We start from the raw sequence: 14,741 nt of genomic DNA, 5'->3' as shown, positions 1-14,741 counted from the left end.
GGAACCGCACCCCTCCAGGAGGAGTTGATCGTGGCACTCACCCAAGCCTCTGCATCGAACCCCGAGGTGATCGCCGTACGCCCTGGGAGCCCTCTGTCCGGCTCCGTCACCGTCGACGGTTCCAAGAATGCCGCCCTGCCCATGCTGGCCGCCGCGGCGACCGTGCGACGGACGGTCCAGCTGGACAACGTCCCGGCCAGCGCGGACGTCCAGTCCATGCTGGCACTGCTCCAAGGGGCCGGCTGGCATGTCGCCCAGGCCGTCGGACAGCAGGGCAGCCTCCTGGTCATGACACCGGAGACCGCACCCACGGCTCCCGATCTGGGTCGTGCCGCGGGCATCCGGGCCTCCTACTACCTGGTGCCCGCCCTCCTCGCCCTACAGGGCAGCGCCCGGCTGCCCTGGCCCGGTGGCTGCCGGATCGGGGAGCGCGGGATGGAGCTGCACTTCAAGGTGTACGAGGCGTTCGGTGACCGGGTGACCGTCCAGGACGCCGGTTACATCGTCGAGGCGGGGGAACGGTGCACCGGCGTGGTCTCCCTCGCGCTGCCCTTCCGGTCGCGCGGCGCGACGATCGCCGCCGTTCTCCGTGCGGTCGTCGCCGGCCGGGCCTTGCGCCTGGGTCTGCCGAACCTGTCGCCGGAAGTCCTCGCTGTGTTGGACGCCCTGGGTTCGGCGGGTTGGGAGGCCCGGGTCAGTGAGCAGGTCCTCGACCTCAGGATGGCGATGGTCCCCGCCGAGATCCCCACCTGGCGCGTGCCGGGCGACAAGATCGAGGCAGGGACCCTGGCCTGTGCCGTGGCCGCCACCGGGGGCAACGCGCGGATCGAGGGCATCCGCGGGCGCGACCTCGTGCCGTTGCAGGCTGCCCTCCAGCGTCTGGGCATCCCCACATCGGTCCGAGGGGAGGCTCTCCTCGTTGACGGCGGAAACGCCCGGCCGACAGGTCAGCCCTTGCGGGCCATCGCCACTCTGTCGCCGGGCGGCCTGGACGCGGACTTCGAGCCCCCGCTGATGGCCCTCGCCCTGAGCCAGCCCGGCACGCACCTGTTCGCCGACTCGATCAACCCCGGCCGACACGGCAACCTGCTTCCTCAGCTGGCCAGGCTCGGCGCCGAGATCGAGGAGATCTCGCCCACCGAGTGCCGGCTGACCGGGCCGCAGCGCCTGACCGGGGCCGGTGTCGAGGCCACGGACATCCGCACCGGATCCGCCCTGATGGTCGCCGCTCTGACCGCCCGCGGGATCACCACCCTCGGCGGCGTCGACCAGCTCCGCCGAGGCCACGCCGACCTGCCCGGCAAGCTCCTCCACCTCGGCGCCGACATCTGCGAGGTCACCCCATGACCGCGAGCCGTTCGGTGCGCCAGATCATGGCCACCACCGACGTCCACTCCGCCCTCGGCGCGGGCGACCTGCTGCTCGGCCACCTTCACCAGTCGCAAGCGGACAATCTCCTGGTCGACTGCGGTGATTTCTTCGAGGGCACCGGCTACTACCGGCTTGGCCAGGGTGCCCTGGAACGGGAGATCTTGCTCGGCCTGTACGACGTCATCGCGCCGGGGAACCACGGCTGGCCACACTACTTCGAGCCGGTGCTCCAGTGCCGGACCGTGTGCGCGAACACGGTCGACACTGCGAGCGGCAACTCCCTCTTCCGGCACCTGCGCATCGTGGAGGTCGCAGGTCGGCGTACGGCCGTCACCGGTGTGATCGGTCTCCAGGCGTTCGACTCGATCCCCGTCGACCAGCGGTCCGGGCACCGGGCGACCGACCCGGTGCAAGCGCTGCGCGAACTGATGCTCGCGCACCACCACGAGGTCGACTCCTGGGTGCTCCTCAGTCACTCCGGATTCGAGGAAGACCTCAAGCTCGCCGAAGCCTGCCCCTTCCTGGACGTGATCTTCGCGGGCCACTGCCACAGCCGGCACACGGGCCCTGCCCGCGTCGGCAACACCGTCGTCCTCAAGGGCCGTGAGCTCGCCGTCGGCTACGCCATCGCGGCGCCCAGTCCCGTCGGCTGGGTCGGACGTACGGCTCTGTTCCCGGACTCCGTCGAGGCCGTAGCACCGGACCTGCCGCTCGAGCTGGCCTCCTTGCGGGACCGAATGGCCACGGTCGAGGCCCAGCTGGCAGAACCCATCGGACGGATCGCGAAGCCCTACCGGAACCACCAGCTCGACCGCCGGGCCCTCCTCCAAGACGTCGCCGACCGGCTCCGCAGCGGACTGAGCAGGGAGGCGGTCGTCCTGAACGAGACCACCGTTCGCACGACACTGCTCGGCGAGGTCATGACCACGGGCGACCTGCTGGCCATCGAGCCGTTCGCGAACACCCTGGTCGAGGCCCGCGTCGCGCCGGCCCACCGCCACGACCCTGGGGCCCTCATCGCCCACCTCACCGAACGAGTCGGCCCGCTCGTCACCTCTCCCGACCCCCTTCCGGCCGGGCTGACAAGCATGCTCACCACCGACTACCTGGCCGACAGCTGCCTCGACGGCCGCACCCACCCCGCCGGCCTCGGTCTCGGCTCGGCGATCCGGAGCACCCTGACGAACGGAGACGACCAATGATCCTGACGGGCCCCGAGATCACCTCCGCGTCACAGGACGGGCGGTTGCGCATCGATCCGTTCCTGCCCTCCCAGGTCAACCCGAACAGCTACAACGTCCGCCTCGGACCGGTCCTGCTCACCTACGCGGAGGAGGTCCTGGACTCCCATCGCCCCAACCCCACGCGCCGCATCCAAATCGGTGACGACGGGTACACGCTGCAGCCCGGCGAGCTGTACCTGGGGCACACCCAGGAGGAGGTGGGCTCCGACTGCTTCGTCCCGCTGCTGTTCGGCCGTTCCTCCGTGGGCCGCCTCGGCCTCTTCGTCGAGATCACCGCACCGATCGGGGACATCGGGTTCCACGGGCAGTGGACGCTGATGCTCACCCCGACCCGCCCCGTCCGTGTCTACGCCGGGATGAAGATCGGGCAGATCATGTTCTTCGTCTCCGAAGGCGCGGTGGACCTGTACGCGGGCAAGTACCAGGCGGCCTCCGGTCCCCAGCCTTCCGCGTACTGGCGCGACCTCGACGGCACGGCGGTGACCTCGTGATCCTCACCGGACCGGCCATCGCCGCCGCGCGCGAGGCGGGCCGCATCACCATCGACCCGTACGACCCGGACCGCCTGTCCCCCAACGCGTACGACTGGCGACTGGGAAGCACCCTCCGCGTCTGCGAGGGGGACCTCGACGCCGCCGCTCCCACCGCCTTCCGCGAGCTCGCCCTCCCCGACGACGGATACGTCCTGGAGCCTGGCCACCTCTACCTCGGCCACACCCTGGAGCGCACAGGCTCCGAGACCTATGCCCAGCTCCTCAACGGCGACCGGACCACCGGATCCCTCGGCATCTGGGTCCACGTATCGGCGCCGCTCGGGCACCAGGGCCACGCGATCCGCTGGACCCTGGAAATCCGAGCCACCCGGCCCGTACGCGTCCAGCCCGGCATGACCTTCGGCAAGCTCGTTTTCCTCCGCACCCACGGCTCCCCAGCCAGCTACCAGCAACACGGCCTCAAGTACCGCTCCAGCGCAGGCATCGAGACGTCGCGCCTCTACGAGGAGAACCCCGGAGGCCGCCGATGAACGCCCTCGTCGCCACCGCTCTCGACCTGCCGTTCCCCAGCCCTGGCGGCAGCGTCGAACTCTTCCTCGACCTCTACACCGGCGCACAACCCGCCATCCCCGCCCGCGCCTTCATGCTCGCTCCCGACGGTCCCCGCCCCCGCACGCCCGCCGGTCTCGACCTCCTCCACGCTCCTGGCAAGTCCATCAGCGGCCCCGCCTTCAGCCGCTACATCACGAACCTGCGCCACGCCATGACGACCGCCATCGACCCGCGTCAGATCGGCATCCTGCACCTGCACCACCTCGCCTTCGGCGCCACGCCCGCTCTCCTGCGGGCGCTGCCCGCCCACCCGCGGATCGCATTCGTCCACGGAACCGACCTGCTGTACGCCGAGAACCACAGCACCCAGCTACGCGTCCTGCGCGAGGCCGCCTCCGAGGCCGACGCGATCGTCGTCCCCACCGGTGCAATGGCCGACCGCCTGCTCAAGCTCACTCCCAAGACGGACAGGCGCAAGATCGAGAAGATCCCTTGGGGCATCCCCGACCACCTCCTGACCAGCCCACCGCCCCGCCCCGCGCGGCGCCCCGCCAGCCATCTGCGAGTGCTCTTCGCCGGGCGCCTCAGCTCCGAGAAGGGGCTCGAACCCCTCCTGCAAGCCATCTCGGCCACCCCCTCGGTCGAGCTGAGCATCGCCGCCCCGCGCGCCCAGTTCCACGACCTCACGCCGGTCATCCGCCAGCATGGTGTCCACGTCCGCTACCTCGGCTGGTTCCGCCGGCAACAGCTCTGGAAGGTCTTCGCCGACCACGACGTCCTTGCCGTGCCCTCCACCACCCTGGAGGCCATGGGGCTCGTCGCGCTCGAAGCTCAGGCTTGCGGACTCCCTGTCCTCTACCAACCCGTCCCCGGACTCAGCGAAGCCCTCTCCGGTAGCGGCCTGGCAACCGACTTCACCAACGCCACGACCGCAGCCCACGATCTCCACCGCCTGCGCACCACCCCCGGCCTGCTGGAGATGCTCCGGGCATCCGGCCGCACCAACGCCGCCCGCTTCCCCCTCAGCACCACCGTCGCAGCCATCTCCGACCTCGGCCGACGGCTCGCCTGACCCCGCCTGTGGCGCAGCGGGCGCTGCCCTGGCCGCGTCACTAACCTGGCCAGTGGACCACCCGCGACCCACGACGATCGGGAGACCATGACCCACACCAGCGACCGGATCGAAGCCCTCCTGCAGACCGGAGTGCGCGACGAGGTCTACCCCGGCGCGGTGTGGGCGGTCGGGGACGCCGACGGCATCCAGGCCAGCGGAGCCGTCGGCCTCCTCGACCCCACCCAGCCGGACGAGCCGATGCGGCTGGACACCGTCTTCGACGTGGCCAGCCTCACCAAGATCCTTGCCGTCTGGTCCACGATCGGCACTCTCGCGGAAGAGGGGAAACTCCAGCTCCACGCTCCCCTGGGCGCCTTCTGGGACGAAGTCTCGGGTCACCCCCTGGCCGAGGCCACGACCCATCACCTGCTCACCCACACCGCCGGGCTGCCCCTGCGTGCCAACCTCAAGAACCTCTACGGCACCGACCCCCAGGACATCCGCGACGGGGTCCTCCACGAGGCCCTCCACCGCCAGCCCGGCGAAGCCGTCGAGTACACCGACCGAGCCGCCCTCATCCTCGGCTATCTCGCCGAGCACCTCGCGGGCCAGCCTCTGGACCAGCTCGCCACCGACCGGATCTGGCGCCCACTAGGCATGACCGAGACCCGCTTCGGCCCCCTCCCCGATGCCGAGGCGGCCCGCTGCGCCCCCACCGAGTACGACGACACCACCGGCGCCCACCTCAAGGGCACCGCCCACGACTTCTCCGCCCGTCTCCTCGGCGGCGTCTGCGGCATCGCCGGCACCTTTTCCGTCCTCGACGACCTCGCGCTCTTCCTGCGCCACATGCTCGCCCCCACCCAGGCCGCCTTCGGCCCCACCTGGATCAAGGACTCCCTCCGCCTCCACACCGGCGACCTCACCCCCGCCCGCGGCCTCTTCTGGCACCCCGCCCCCGGCACCGACCCAGCCGACGACATCTGGGTCCACTACGGCTTCACCGGCACCGGCATGTGGATCAGCCCGGCCCAAGGCCGCTGGGCCGTCCTCCTCACCAACAAGCTCCGCTTCGCCCGCGACCGGGAGCCGTTGACCGATATCCGCAACACTTACCGCGCCGCCCTGTTCTCGTAGCTGCACACGGCCTGGTGGAGCAGCGTGGCTGCCATTTTTCGAGCGTTCTGCTTCATCTGCGACTGAAACTGTCTACTGCTAAAAGTCCTGATGAGCAATCAACTCAGGGGCTAGCATCGTGATCGTCACATGGGGATCAGCACCCCCCTTCCGAACCGCGCTTTCAGGACGACCGTGAAGATCAAGCGAGTACGCATCGAGAACTTTTGCTGTCTGCACAAAGTGGACGTCTCCTTCGAGGAGACAACCTCCTTCATCGGCCCGACCGGTGTCGGCAAGTCCACTGTGCTGCGCGCCCTCGACTGGTTCTTCAACGGCGAAAAGTCCCTCGCCCTCAGCATCGATGACGTCCACTCTGCAGCCGAGGGCGGCCGCATCTCCGTGGAGGTCGAGTTCGACGGGCTCACCGGCCACGACCGCAAGGTCCTCGGACGGTACGCGCCGGACGGCTTCGAGAGCGTGAGTATCTGGCGGACCTGGCAGGACGGCGAGGACAAGATTACGGGCAAGGCACTCGCCTATGCCCCGTTCGAGGAGGTACGCCGGCACCAGAAGGCCGGTCCGCTGCGGGCTGCGTACAGGGAGCTCATGGAGAGCCACCCAAGCCTGGGCCTCTCCAGCGTCGGCAGCGCGCCTGCAGCGGAGGAGGTGATGCGAAACTGGGAGCTCGCGCACCGCGAACGGCTCACCGACTCCGAGGTCGAGGACACGCACTTCTTCGGCTTCGCGGGCCAGAGTGTCTTGGCCCAGTTGATCGACTTCGTATTCGTCTCCGCTGACTTGCGAGCGTACGAGGAGACAGACGACCAGAGAGCAACGGCGCTCGGCCGCATCCTCGACCACGCTGTGGACCGAACCGAGGCGAACGAGCAGCTCGGTCATGTCGAGGAGAATGCACACCAGGCGCGTCAAGAGATCCACTCCAAGGTGTACGGCCCCCTGCTCGATGACATTTCCGCCGCGCTCTCCTCGGAGGTCGCCAAGTTCACGGCCGGACGCCAGGTGGTAGTGACCCCCACGGCGCAGGCTCCGAAGCCAGCCCGGACCGCGTTCCTCGTAAGCATCCGGGACGGCGCCGCCGAAACTTCTGTATACCGGCAAGGACACGGCTTCCAGCGAGCGCTCATCATCGCCGCTCTGAAGTACCTGGCGGATCGCAGGCGTCCCGAGGACGGCACGCGGACCCTGTGTCTGGCAATCGAGGAACCCGAGCTGTTCCAGCACCCCCCGCAGGCGAGAACCTTCGCGAAGGTGCTGCGCGAGCTGATCGCCACCTCCCCGGAGGGGCGCACCCAGGTCATGTACGCCACGCACAGTCCCGTCTTCATCGACCCGAGCGGCTACCACCAGATCCGCCGCCTATGCCGTGCCGCTGATCAGGAGCATCCCGTCACCCAGGTCTGGCAAGCAACCGAGGACGACCTATGCCAAGTCCTCGATGGGCTGGTCAGCGCCGACGCGATCAGACGGCGCACGGTCGGCAAGCTGACCAGCTCGTTCGCGGAGGGGTTCTTCGCCCACGCGGTGGTGCTGGTCGAGGGTACGGGGGACGAGGGCGTGCTTGTCGGCTGCGCGGAGCGCGTGGGCGTCAGCTTCGGCGCCGAGGGTATTTGCGTTATCGAGGTCAACGGGAAGGACAACCTGATGATCTCCCATGCGATCTTCAGCTCCTTGGGGGTGCCTTGCCACGTCGTCTTCGACGGTGACGCCCGCAAGGAAGACGACAAGCGGCAGTCGGTGCAGCATCTAATTCCGGACCAGCGGCGCCAGCAGGAGTTGAAGTTCGAGCGCGAAGCACAGCAGACCCGGAAGAAGAACGCGGACCTTCTCCGGTACCTGGGCGCATCGCCCACTCCTCAGCCCACGAACAAGTCCACCGCCCAGTACACCGTCTTCGAGAACAATTTGGAGAGCTACCTCGCCGATCACTGGCCGGCCTGGGATGTGCGCAGGCAGGAGCTGATCGACGGGGGCGAAGGCGTCGAGGGCAAGAATGCGGCGACGTACCTGGAGGCCACTCGCACCGCAGTAACGAACCCGCCGTTCGTGCTTCATGCCTTGCTGGAGAACGTGCGGGCGCTGACCGGACAACGGTGATTGCACCCGGCGGAGGTTGCCCTCCGCCGGGCCGACGTAAGCTGAGTGGCCTCTTTGCAGCTGCTGAGCGCTGATCTACCCTCACCCCACTCAGCAAACGACATTCAGGAAGTCCTCATGGCTCCCCGGTCCCCGGGCGAGATCCGCGCTCAACTGCCCCGCCGTAACCATGGCACCCGCACTGTCATCCGGTGCTCTCCCGTTTAGCCAACCAGCGGATCGCGCACTTCGAACCTCGTCACGGCCTTCACCGAGGCGATGGCGCGCACGCGGTCCTCATCTGGGGCCGGTCCAGACGCCTACCGCGAAGAGGTATCCGCATCCTGGATACCTGCTGCGGCGACGCGACCTCGGACTGGCGGCACGGTGACTGCCACCCCCGGACGCCCACCGAGCACGCACTGGCCACCATGCGAAAGCAGGCCAGGCGAGAACTGCTCTTGGCCGTCACCGAGCACGACACACAAGCTATGGCCACCACGGTCAACAGTCCTTTTGCACCGCCCGCCCTGCCCTGGTGGGAAGGCCGCCTCGGCATCTGACACGACACGGCCCAAGTCCTCCCAGCAGAATCAGGGCATGTCCACCGAGGTGAGCGGGATGATCGAGTGCCAGCCGTGGCGGACGCTGTGGGATGACGACGATGATGAGCGGGCGGGCTGGCCGGGCGCCATAGGCCTGTTCCTACCCAACAACGGCAATGCCTACTCTGCACTCGCGCGCCTCTTCGGAGTACGCAATTCCTACGACTTTCAACCCCTTTCCGAGGGGCGCGGACAACGGGCGACACGTCTGACGCCGTCCTATCCGACTTCGCCGCCTACCCTGACGCCCATGGGGCGACCTGGCTCATTTGGGCCGAGAACGCCGCGGCTGACTGGGGCGAAACGAACGAGTCCGGCTCACTGCGCCGACGCGAAGCCGTTGGCAAAGGCAGCGGATGGAGCCCGGTCTGGAACGTAATGAGGACCCTGGCTGCACTGCAGGGCGAAGAAGTGACTTATGGTCAGTGAGTGGACATTACCGGCATGGTGGCGCCAGGAGCCGTGAGACGGAAGCCGTGGAGCCGGAGTTCGTCCGAGTCTATGTCGGTGGGTGCCCCTCTGCCTTCCAGGATGAAGCCGAAGAATGCGCGGAGCGCTTCTTCGCCGAGTTCGAGGGGGTGGAAGGGCAGCGGGTACGGTGCCTCGTCCTCCCAGTCCGGGTCCAGCTCCACCGGGTGGCCACCGGCCCAGTACGGCACTTCGAAGGGGAACGGCTCGCCTATGTCCTCGATGACTCCGCTGTCAGGCGACAGGCTCAGCGAGCGGACGAGCCGGCCGTCCTGCCAGACCGCGAAGGCGAGCCAGTCCACCACGCTGTGCATCGCGTGCAGGACCATCCTGCGTCCGGCACTTGCCGTGATCAGGTGCTCCAGCAGCCGCGACGGGCGGTCGATCATCAGACGCCGGTCGCAGACGATGTCCACGCCTGGGAAGCTCGCGGCGTAGGTGAGTCCGTCGGCGGGATAGGTGCCCTCACCCAGGATCTCGCCCTCCGCGACCTCCATGACCCAGCCCGGATACAGCCGCCCGACGAGTTCGGTCGTCTCCGCGATACCAGCTTCGGGCACCTGGCGCAGCGCGGCCGAGATGTCCCCGTCCGCGTACGCCAGCAGGCCTGTCTTGGCTCCCACGAGCACCCTCCCACCCTCGAATCCACGCGGGATGGACGCTAGCCGCACCCACTGACAGTGCGGGTGAAGGTTGTGGGGCCGACGGGGGTTTCCCGAAAACGGCGGAACGGGTTCGGCGACTGGTCGGGGGCCGTGGCCGTTCGTGCAGGTCAGGGGTGCATCGTCCCAGTACACGCCAGGTGCCTTCTAAGCACTTGGCCGCAGGTTCGAGTCCTGCCGGGGGCACCACCACAGTCTGACCAGTGGAAACGCTGGTCATTCTCCTTTCCTCCCACAGGCGCAGCGCTCATCGGACCTGCGCCCGGCTCAGTGCGCGAATCGGGCGTGGCGGATGGCCGCCCACCGGCAGCCTGGCGGCGCGACGCCGTGGGCGCGGTCCGGGGAGGCCCGGGGGTTTTCCCCACCCCGGACGGGCCTGCTGGCCGGAATCCGGATGGGCCCACTCACCGGATGGATCCGTTCCTCTTGTTCGCCGAGGCTGGACGTGTCGCACATGCTCGACCGATCGGAGAACCAGTGTTCAGCTTGAAGTCCTCGCGTCGCACGGTGGCACGCACCGCCGCGGTGGTCACCGCCGGAGCGGCCTGCGCCGCCCTGATGAGCGGAAGCGCGCACGCCATCGTCAACGGGGAGGACTCCACGCAGAGTTACCCCTTCATGGTGTCGATCCCCGTGGCGGGGGCGGAGGACCCGACCTTCAAGGGCGTCTGCGGGGGAACGCTGATCGGCTCGCAGTGGGTGCTCACGGCCGCCCACTGCGTGGATCCGACGCTCGTCACCCTGGACGGCACCGTCCGGATAGGCAGCGCATGGAAGTCGTCCGGCGGCACGGTCCGCAACGTGGCCAAGACGGTGACCCACCCGGGCTACAAGAACGGTGAGGGCAGCGGCCCCAACCGCGACGACCTCGCACTCGTCCGCCTGGACCGCCCCGTCACCGAGAAGCCCCTGCGCATCGCCGACAAACCGGGACGCCCCGGCACCCCGACCCGGCTGCTGGGCTTCGGCACCACCGACGACGCACCCAACCCCGACGGATGGGTCTTCCCCGAGCGGCTCCAGGAACTCGACACGCGCAGGGGCGCGGTCTCCGAGTGCGCGCCAGGCTATGCCGACACCACCCGCCTGTGCACGATCAGCCGGGTTCCCAAGGCCATGGCGTGCAACGGCGACTCGGGCGGTCCCCAGATCCAGCGCGACCGCAAGGGACGCTGGGAACTGATCGGCGTCACCACGGGTCCCGGTGCTCCGGGCGTACGGTGCAGCGAGGGCCCGGGGCTCTACACCAGTGCGCCCGCCTACACGGGCTGGATCCACAAGACGATGGGCCGCAACGGCTGATCCCGCCCCTACCTACGACGGCACTTGGGGCGCACGGCCCCCGTCCACGCCCCTCGGCGGACGGGGGCCGTTCCTCATGCGACGTCGCTCGTCACGGCCTGCGCCCCGCCGGTCGCGGGCCGGCCGCAGGGCGAACCAGAGGCCGAGCAGCACCGCTGCGGCCGCCACCCTCGGCGCGCCTGCCACCGCGGTGAGCGGCCCGTTGTGCCCCCTACGCGTCCGGGAGCGCCCCGGTCGCCCGGCGCTGCCGTTCGCGGTAGCTGCGCATGGACACTTGGGAGCCGCAGCCGGGGCTGCAGTACAGCCCTCCCCCGTTGCGCGTGCGGTCGAGGAAGCCGAAGTGGCAGGGGGGATTCCGGCACGCCTTGACGCGTCCCCAGTCACCGCTGCCGGCGAAGGCCGCCACCGCGGCCAGTACGGTCCCGAACGCGCCCGGCACCCCGGTCTGGGGCGACGCCAGTTCGACACCGTCGGCCGTGATGACCGTCGCCAGCGGGTAGAGCGCGCCCGCGCGCCGCAGGTGCCGTTCGGCGCGGCGCAGCGGTTCGCCGCGGCCCCCCTCGTCGCCCGCGTGCGCGAGCAGGACGGTCACCAGCGCGTCGCGCAGCTCGCGCGCGGCCGCGGCGTCGGCATCGGTCGCCACCGTCGCGCCGCCGAAGGCGTCGTGGCGCGCGAGCCATGCCGCGAACGCGTCGCCGTCCGCGAACGACTCCTCGCGGCCGGAGCCGTCGGCGCGGGTGTTCACGAAGGCGAGCACGGTCTCCACCTCCGGTGTGACCGCGCGGGGGCTGAGTTTGGAAGGTCCGGCCGTCGCACCGCTCATGGTCCCCACCCTACCCCAGCAATGAGAGGCACTAAAGCCTCTAACGGGCAACGTATAGCGCCCACTTGCTTGACTCGTTATGAGCTAACCACTTACGGTCGCAACATGAACGAGACGACAGCACAGCAGACCCAGCCCCGTCCCCGCGTCTGGCTGATCACCGGCGCGACGTCCGGCATCGGCCGCGAACTGACGCTCCAGGCACTGGCGAACGGCGACGCCGTCGCGGCCATTGCCCGCGACGCGTCCTCCCTGGCCGAACTGGCCGAACTGGCCGAACCACATGGAGCGGCCGACCCCCACAGCCCCCACGGCCCGCACCACGACCGCCTGCTCGCCGTACCGACGGACGTGCGGGACGAGCAGGCCGTCCAGCAGGCGGTGCAGCGCACCCTCGAACGCTTCGGCCGCATCGACGTGGTCGCCAACAACGCGGGATACGGGCTGTTCGGAGCCGTCGAGGAGGCCTCCGACGCACAGGCCCGCGCCGTCTTCGACACCAATGTCTTCGGCGTGCTGAACGTGCTCCGCGCCACCCTGCCCGTACTCCGCGCCCAGCGGTCCGGGCACGTCCTCCAGGGCTCCTCCGTCTACGGGCAGTCCGCCCACCCCGGCGTGGGGCTGCTGGCGGCGACCAAGTACGCGGTCGAGGGGCTGTCCGACGCGCTGGTGGCGGAAGTCGCCCCGCTGGGCATCAAGGTCACGCTCGTCCAGCCCGGGATGGCCGCGACCCCCTTCCTGTCCCACCTCGACGTCGCGGCCGGCCTCGGCGACTACGACGGGACCGTCCGCGAGGTCCAGAAGGGCATCGGTGAACTGCCCCCCTCCGCCTTCTCCTCCGCGGCGCGGATCGCCGAGGGCATCCGGAGCGCGGTCGACAGCCCCAACCCGCCGCTGCGCCTGGCCCTCGGCTCCTCCGGCGCCTCGGTCATGCGCGCCGCGCTGGAGGCGCGCCTCGCGGAGCTGGACCACGGGCAGCAGGTGGCGGACGCCGTCGACGGGTGACCGTGCGGCGGCCCGCCGGAGCGCCCGCCCCGAGCGGGACCTCGCGCCACGCGGCGGCCCCGGTCCCTGCACCCGCGCAGATGACGCGCAGGGGGTACGTACCCTTGGCCCGTCAGCAGCGGCACGGCGACGAACGGGGACCGGACCATGGCGGATGCGCCACAGGGCGAGCAGACCGGCGCCGAAGCGGCCGCCCCCGGCACCCCCGCCCCCGGAAGCTCGGATTCCGCAGGCGGTAACGGCGGCACGGATTCCGCAGGCGGTACGGGCGGCGCCCCGGCGCGCGATGCCCGGCGGGACGTCTTCCGCGACTACGTCGACGCCGTCGGGCTCCACGGCATGGCGGCAGCCGAAGCGGCCGGACTGCACGCCTCCGAGTGGTACGCCCTGAGCCGGATCACCCTGACCGGCGGGCTGACCTCCGGTGAACTGGCGGCCGGAACCGGCCTGACGACGGGGGCGACCACCCGCCTCATCGACCGCCTGGAGCGCGCGGGCTACGTACGGCGCACCGCCGACCCGGCCGACCGCCGCAAGGTGGTCGTGGAGGCCGTGCCCGGCTCGCTCGCGGCCGTCGAGCACGCAGTGGGGCCGGCCCGCCGCCGCGTCGCCGACGTACTCGCCGCCTATACCCCGGAGCAACGCGACCTGATCTTCGACTACTTCAGCCGCGCGACCCCCGCGTTCCGGGAAGCCACGGAAGAGATCAGGACGGCGTCGGGCGGCAGGCGGACCCGGCCCGCGACGGCGGGACCGCACGCTGCGGGCGGGCCGTTGTGACAAGCCACGGGTCCCGCTGTTATTCCTGTTGTTCCGGGATCCGCGCAGTCCCTACATTGCGGGGGTGACCACCTCGCTCTCGCCGGAACGCTCCGCGACGGACCGCCGGGCCCTGCTCGCCGCGGCCGCCACCGTGCTGCTCTGGGCTTCCGCGTTCGTATCGATCCGGGCGTCCGCCGGGCACTTCACCCCCGGCGCGCTCGCCCTGGGGCGGCTGCTGGCGGGGTCCGTGGTGCTGGTGCTCCTGTTGCTGGCGCGGCGCGGCGGGATTCCGCCACGGCAGGCGTGGCCCGGGATCCTGGGGTCCGGGATCCTCTGGTTCGGCGCCTACATGGTCGTCCTGAACTGGGGCGAGCAGCTGGTGGACGCCGGCACCGCGGCGATGGTCGTCAACATCGGCCCGGTGCTGATCGCGCTGCTGGGCGGCTGGTTCCTCAAGGAGGGCTTCCCGCCGCTGCTGCTGGCCGGGGTGGCCGTGTCCTTCGCGGGCGCGGCCATCGTCGGGTTCTCGACCTCCGGCGGCGGCTCGTCCTCGCTGCTCGGCCTGCTCCTGTGCCTGCTGGCCGCCGTGGCGTACGCGTCGGGGGTGGTGCTGCAGAAGCCCGCGCTGCGCCACGCGACCCCGATGCAGGTGACGACGTACGGCTGCCTGACGGGGACGGTCGCCTGCCTGCCCTTCAGTGGGCAGCTGCTCTCCGACCTCTCGCGCGCTCCGGCGTCGGCCATCCTCAACGTGGTGTACCTGGGGCTCTTCCCGACCGCGCTCGCCTTCACCACCTGGGCGTACGCGCTGTCGCGGACCACCGCCGGGAAGATGGGGGCGACGACCTACGCGGTGCCCGCCGTGGTGATCCTCATCTCCTGGATCGCGCTGGACGAGGTCCCCGGGTGGGTGACCCTGCTCGGCGGCGCCGTCTGCCTGAGCGGGGTGGCCGTGTCCCGGTCCCGGCCGCGCCGACCGGTTCGCCCGGCGCCGCCGGAGGCCTGACACCGGTCGCCGATGCCGAGTCGCCGCCGGGGCGGAGAGCGGCCCGGTGGAGTTTGGTCGTACGTCTCGAGAATGATGCGATCGCGTCCCGCCAGCCGGTCCGCGGCGGGGACCGCGGGGCCGCACGGAAGGGGCATTTCGCCGATCGCCCGAGGCCGCGGGGGTGCGCGCGGCCACCGC

The 14,741-nt window shown here is 70.2% G+C and carries 13 protein-coding genes and 1 tRNA gene; 12 read left to right on the top strand and 2 right to left on the bottom strand.

What is annotated here, in order from left to right:
- Positions 1-66: 66 nt before the first annotated feature.
- From ABZY31_RS04655 to ABZY31_RS04625, 7 genes are all read left to right on the top strand, one after another.
- Positions 67-1,347 carry a UDP-N-acetylglucosamine 1-carboxyvinyltransferase gene (locus ABZY31_RS04655; protein WP_356404871.1) on the top strand — a complete coding sequence of 427 codons (1,281 nt, stop codon included), beginning with the start codon at positions 67-69 and terminating at the stop codon, positions 1,345-1,347.
- Positions 1,344-2,573: a metallophosphoesterase gene (locus tag ABZY31_RS04650; protein ID WP_356404764.1), complete on the top strand. Its 1,230-nt coding sequence runs from the start codon at positions 1,344-1,346 to the stop codon at positions 2,571-2,573. The genes ABZY31_RS04655 and ABZY31_RS04650 overlap by 4 nt, the downstream gene beginning before the upstream one ends.
- Complete coding sequence (gene dcd, locus ABZY31_RS04645) at positions 2,570-3,106, top strand: dCTP deaminase (protein ID WP_356404762.1); 537 nt, start codon at positions 2,570-2,572, stop codon at positions 3,104-3,106. The genes ABZY31_RS04650 and dcd overlap by 4 nt, the downstream gene beginning before the upstream one ends.
- Positions 3,103-3,639 carry a deoxycytidine triphosphate deaminase gene (locus ABZY31_RS04640; RefSeq protein ID WP_356404760.1) on the top strand — a complete coding sequence of 179 codons (537 nt, stop codon included), beginning with the start codon at positions 3,103-3,105 and terminating at the stop codon, positions 3,637-3,639. The genes dcd and ABZY31_RS04640 overlap by 4 nt, the downstream gene beginning before the upstream one ends.
- Complete coding sequence (locus tag ABZY31_RS04635) at positions 3,636-4,733, top strand: glycosyltransferase family 4 protein (protein WP_356404758.1); 1,098 nt, start codon at positions 3,636-3,638, stop codon at positions 4,731-4,733. Before ABZY31_RS04640 ends, ABZY31_RS04635 begins: the two co-directional genes overlap by 4 nt.
- Before the next feature lie 87 nt (positions 4,734-4,820).
- A complete protein-coding gene (locus tag ABZY31_RS04630) occupies positions 4,821-5,852 on the top strand; it encodes a serine hydrolase domain-containing protein (RefSeq protein WP_356404756.1) in 1,032 nt (343 codons plus the stop codon).
- 129 nt (positions 5,853-5,981) lie between these two features.
- Complete coding sequence (locus tag ABZY31_RS04625; RefSeq protein WP_356404754.1) at positions 5,982-7,949, top strand: AAA family ATPase; 1,968 nt, start codon at positions 5,982-5,984, stop codon at positions 7,947-7,949.
- A gap of 1,006 nt (positions 7,950-8,955) precedes the next feature.
- Here ABZY31_RS04625 and ABZY31_RS04620 read toward each other — a convergent pair.
- Positions 8,956-9,624 (bottom strand): hypothetical protein, encoded by a 669-nt coding sequence (locus ABZY31_RS04620; RefSeq protein ID WP_356404752.1) that lies wholly within the window; start codon positions 9,622-9,624, stop codon positions 8,956-8,958.
- A gap of 129 nt (positions 9,625-9,753) precedes the next feature.
- Between ABZY31_RS04620 and ABZY31_RS04615 the strand changes: the two genes are divergently transcribed.
- Together ABZY31_RS04615 and ABZY31_RS04610 are read left to right on the top strand one after the other, a co-directional pair.
- Positions 9,754-9,852: transfer RNA gene (locus ABZY31_RS04615), tRNA-Arg, on the top strand.
- Positions 9,853-10,074: 222 nt separating this feature from the next.
- On the top strand, positions 10,075-10,965 hold the full coding sequence (locus ABZY31_RS04610; protein WP_356404750.1) for a serine protease: 891 nt from the start codon (positions 10,075-10,077) through the stop codon (positions 10,963-10,965).
- 211 nt (positions 10,966-11,176) lie between these two features.
- On the opposite strand, the gene ABZY31_RS04605 is transcribed toward ABZY31_RS04610, so the two are convergent.
- Entirely contained in the window at positions 11,177-11,788 is a 612-nt protein-coding gene (locus tag ABZY31_RS04605; protein ID WP_356404749.1) for an ABATE domain-containing protein, read from the bottom strand.
- A gap of 105 nt (positions 11,789-11,893) precedes the next feature.
- On the opposite strand from ABZY31_RS04605, the gene ABZY31_RS04600 reads away from it, so the two are divergent.
- From ABZY31_RS04600 to ABZY31_RS04590, 3 genes are all read left to right on the top strand, one after another.
- Positions 11,894-12,793 (top strand): SDR family NAD(P)-dependent oxidoreductase, encoded by a 900-nt coding sequence (locus ABZY31_RS04600; protein ID WP_356404747.1) that lies wholly within the window; start codon positions 11,894-11,896, stop codon positions 12,791-12,793.
- A gap of 147 nt (positions 12,794-12,940) precedes the next feature.
- Positions 12,941-13,573, top strand: coding sequence for a MarR family transcriptional regulator (locus ABZY31_RS04595; protein WP_356404745.1), 633 nt, complete (start codon positions 12,941-12,943; stop codon positions 13,571-13,573).
- Positions 13,574-13,637: 64 nt separating this feature from the next.
- Positions 13,638-14,561 (top strand): DMT family transporter, encoded by a 924-nt coding sequence (locus tag ABZY31_RS04590; protein WP_356404743.1) that lies wholly within the window; start codon positions 13,638-13,640, stop codon positions 14,559-14,561.
- Positions 14,562-14,741 lie beyond the last annotated feature (180 nt).

Source organism: Streptomyces sp. NPDC006529 (assembly GCF_040611795.1).
Taxonomy (GTDB): Bacteria; Actinomycetota; Actinomycetes; order Streptomycetales; family Streptomycetaceae; genus Streptomyces.
This window is presented reverse-complemented; position numbering and strand designations above follow the sequence as displayed.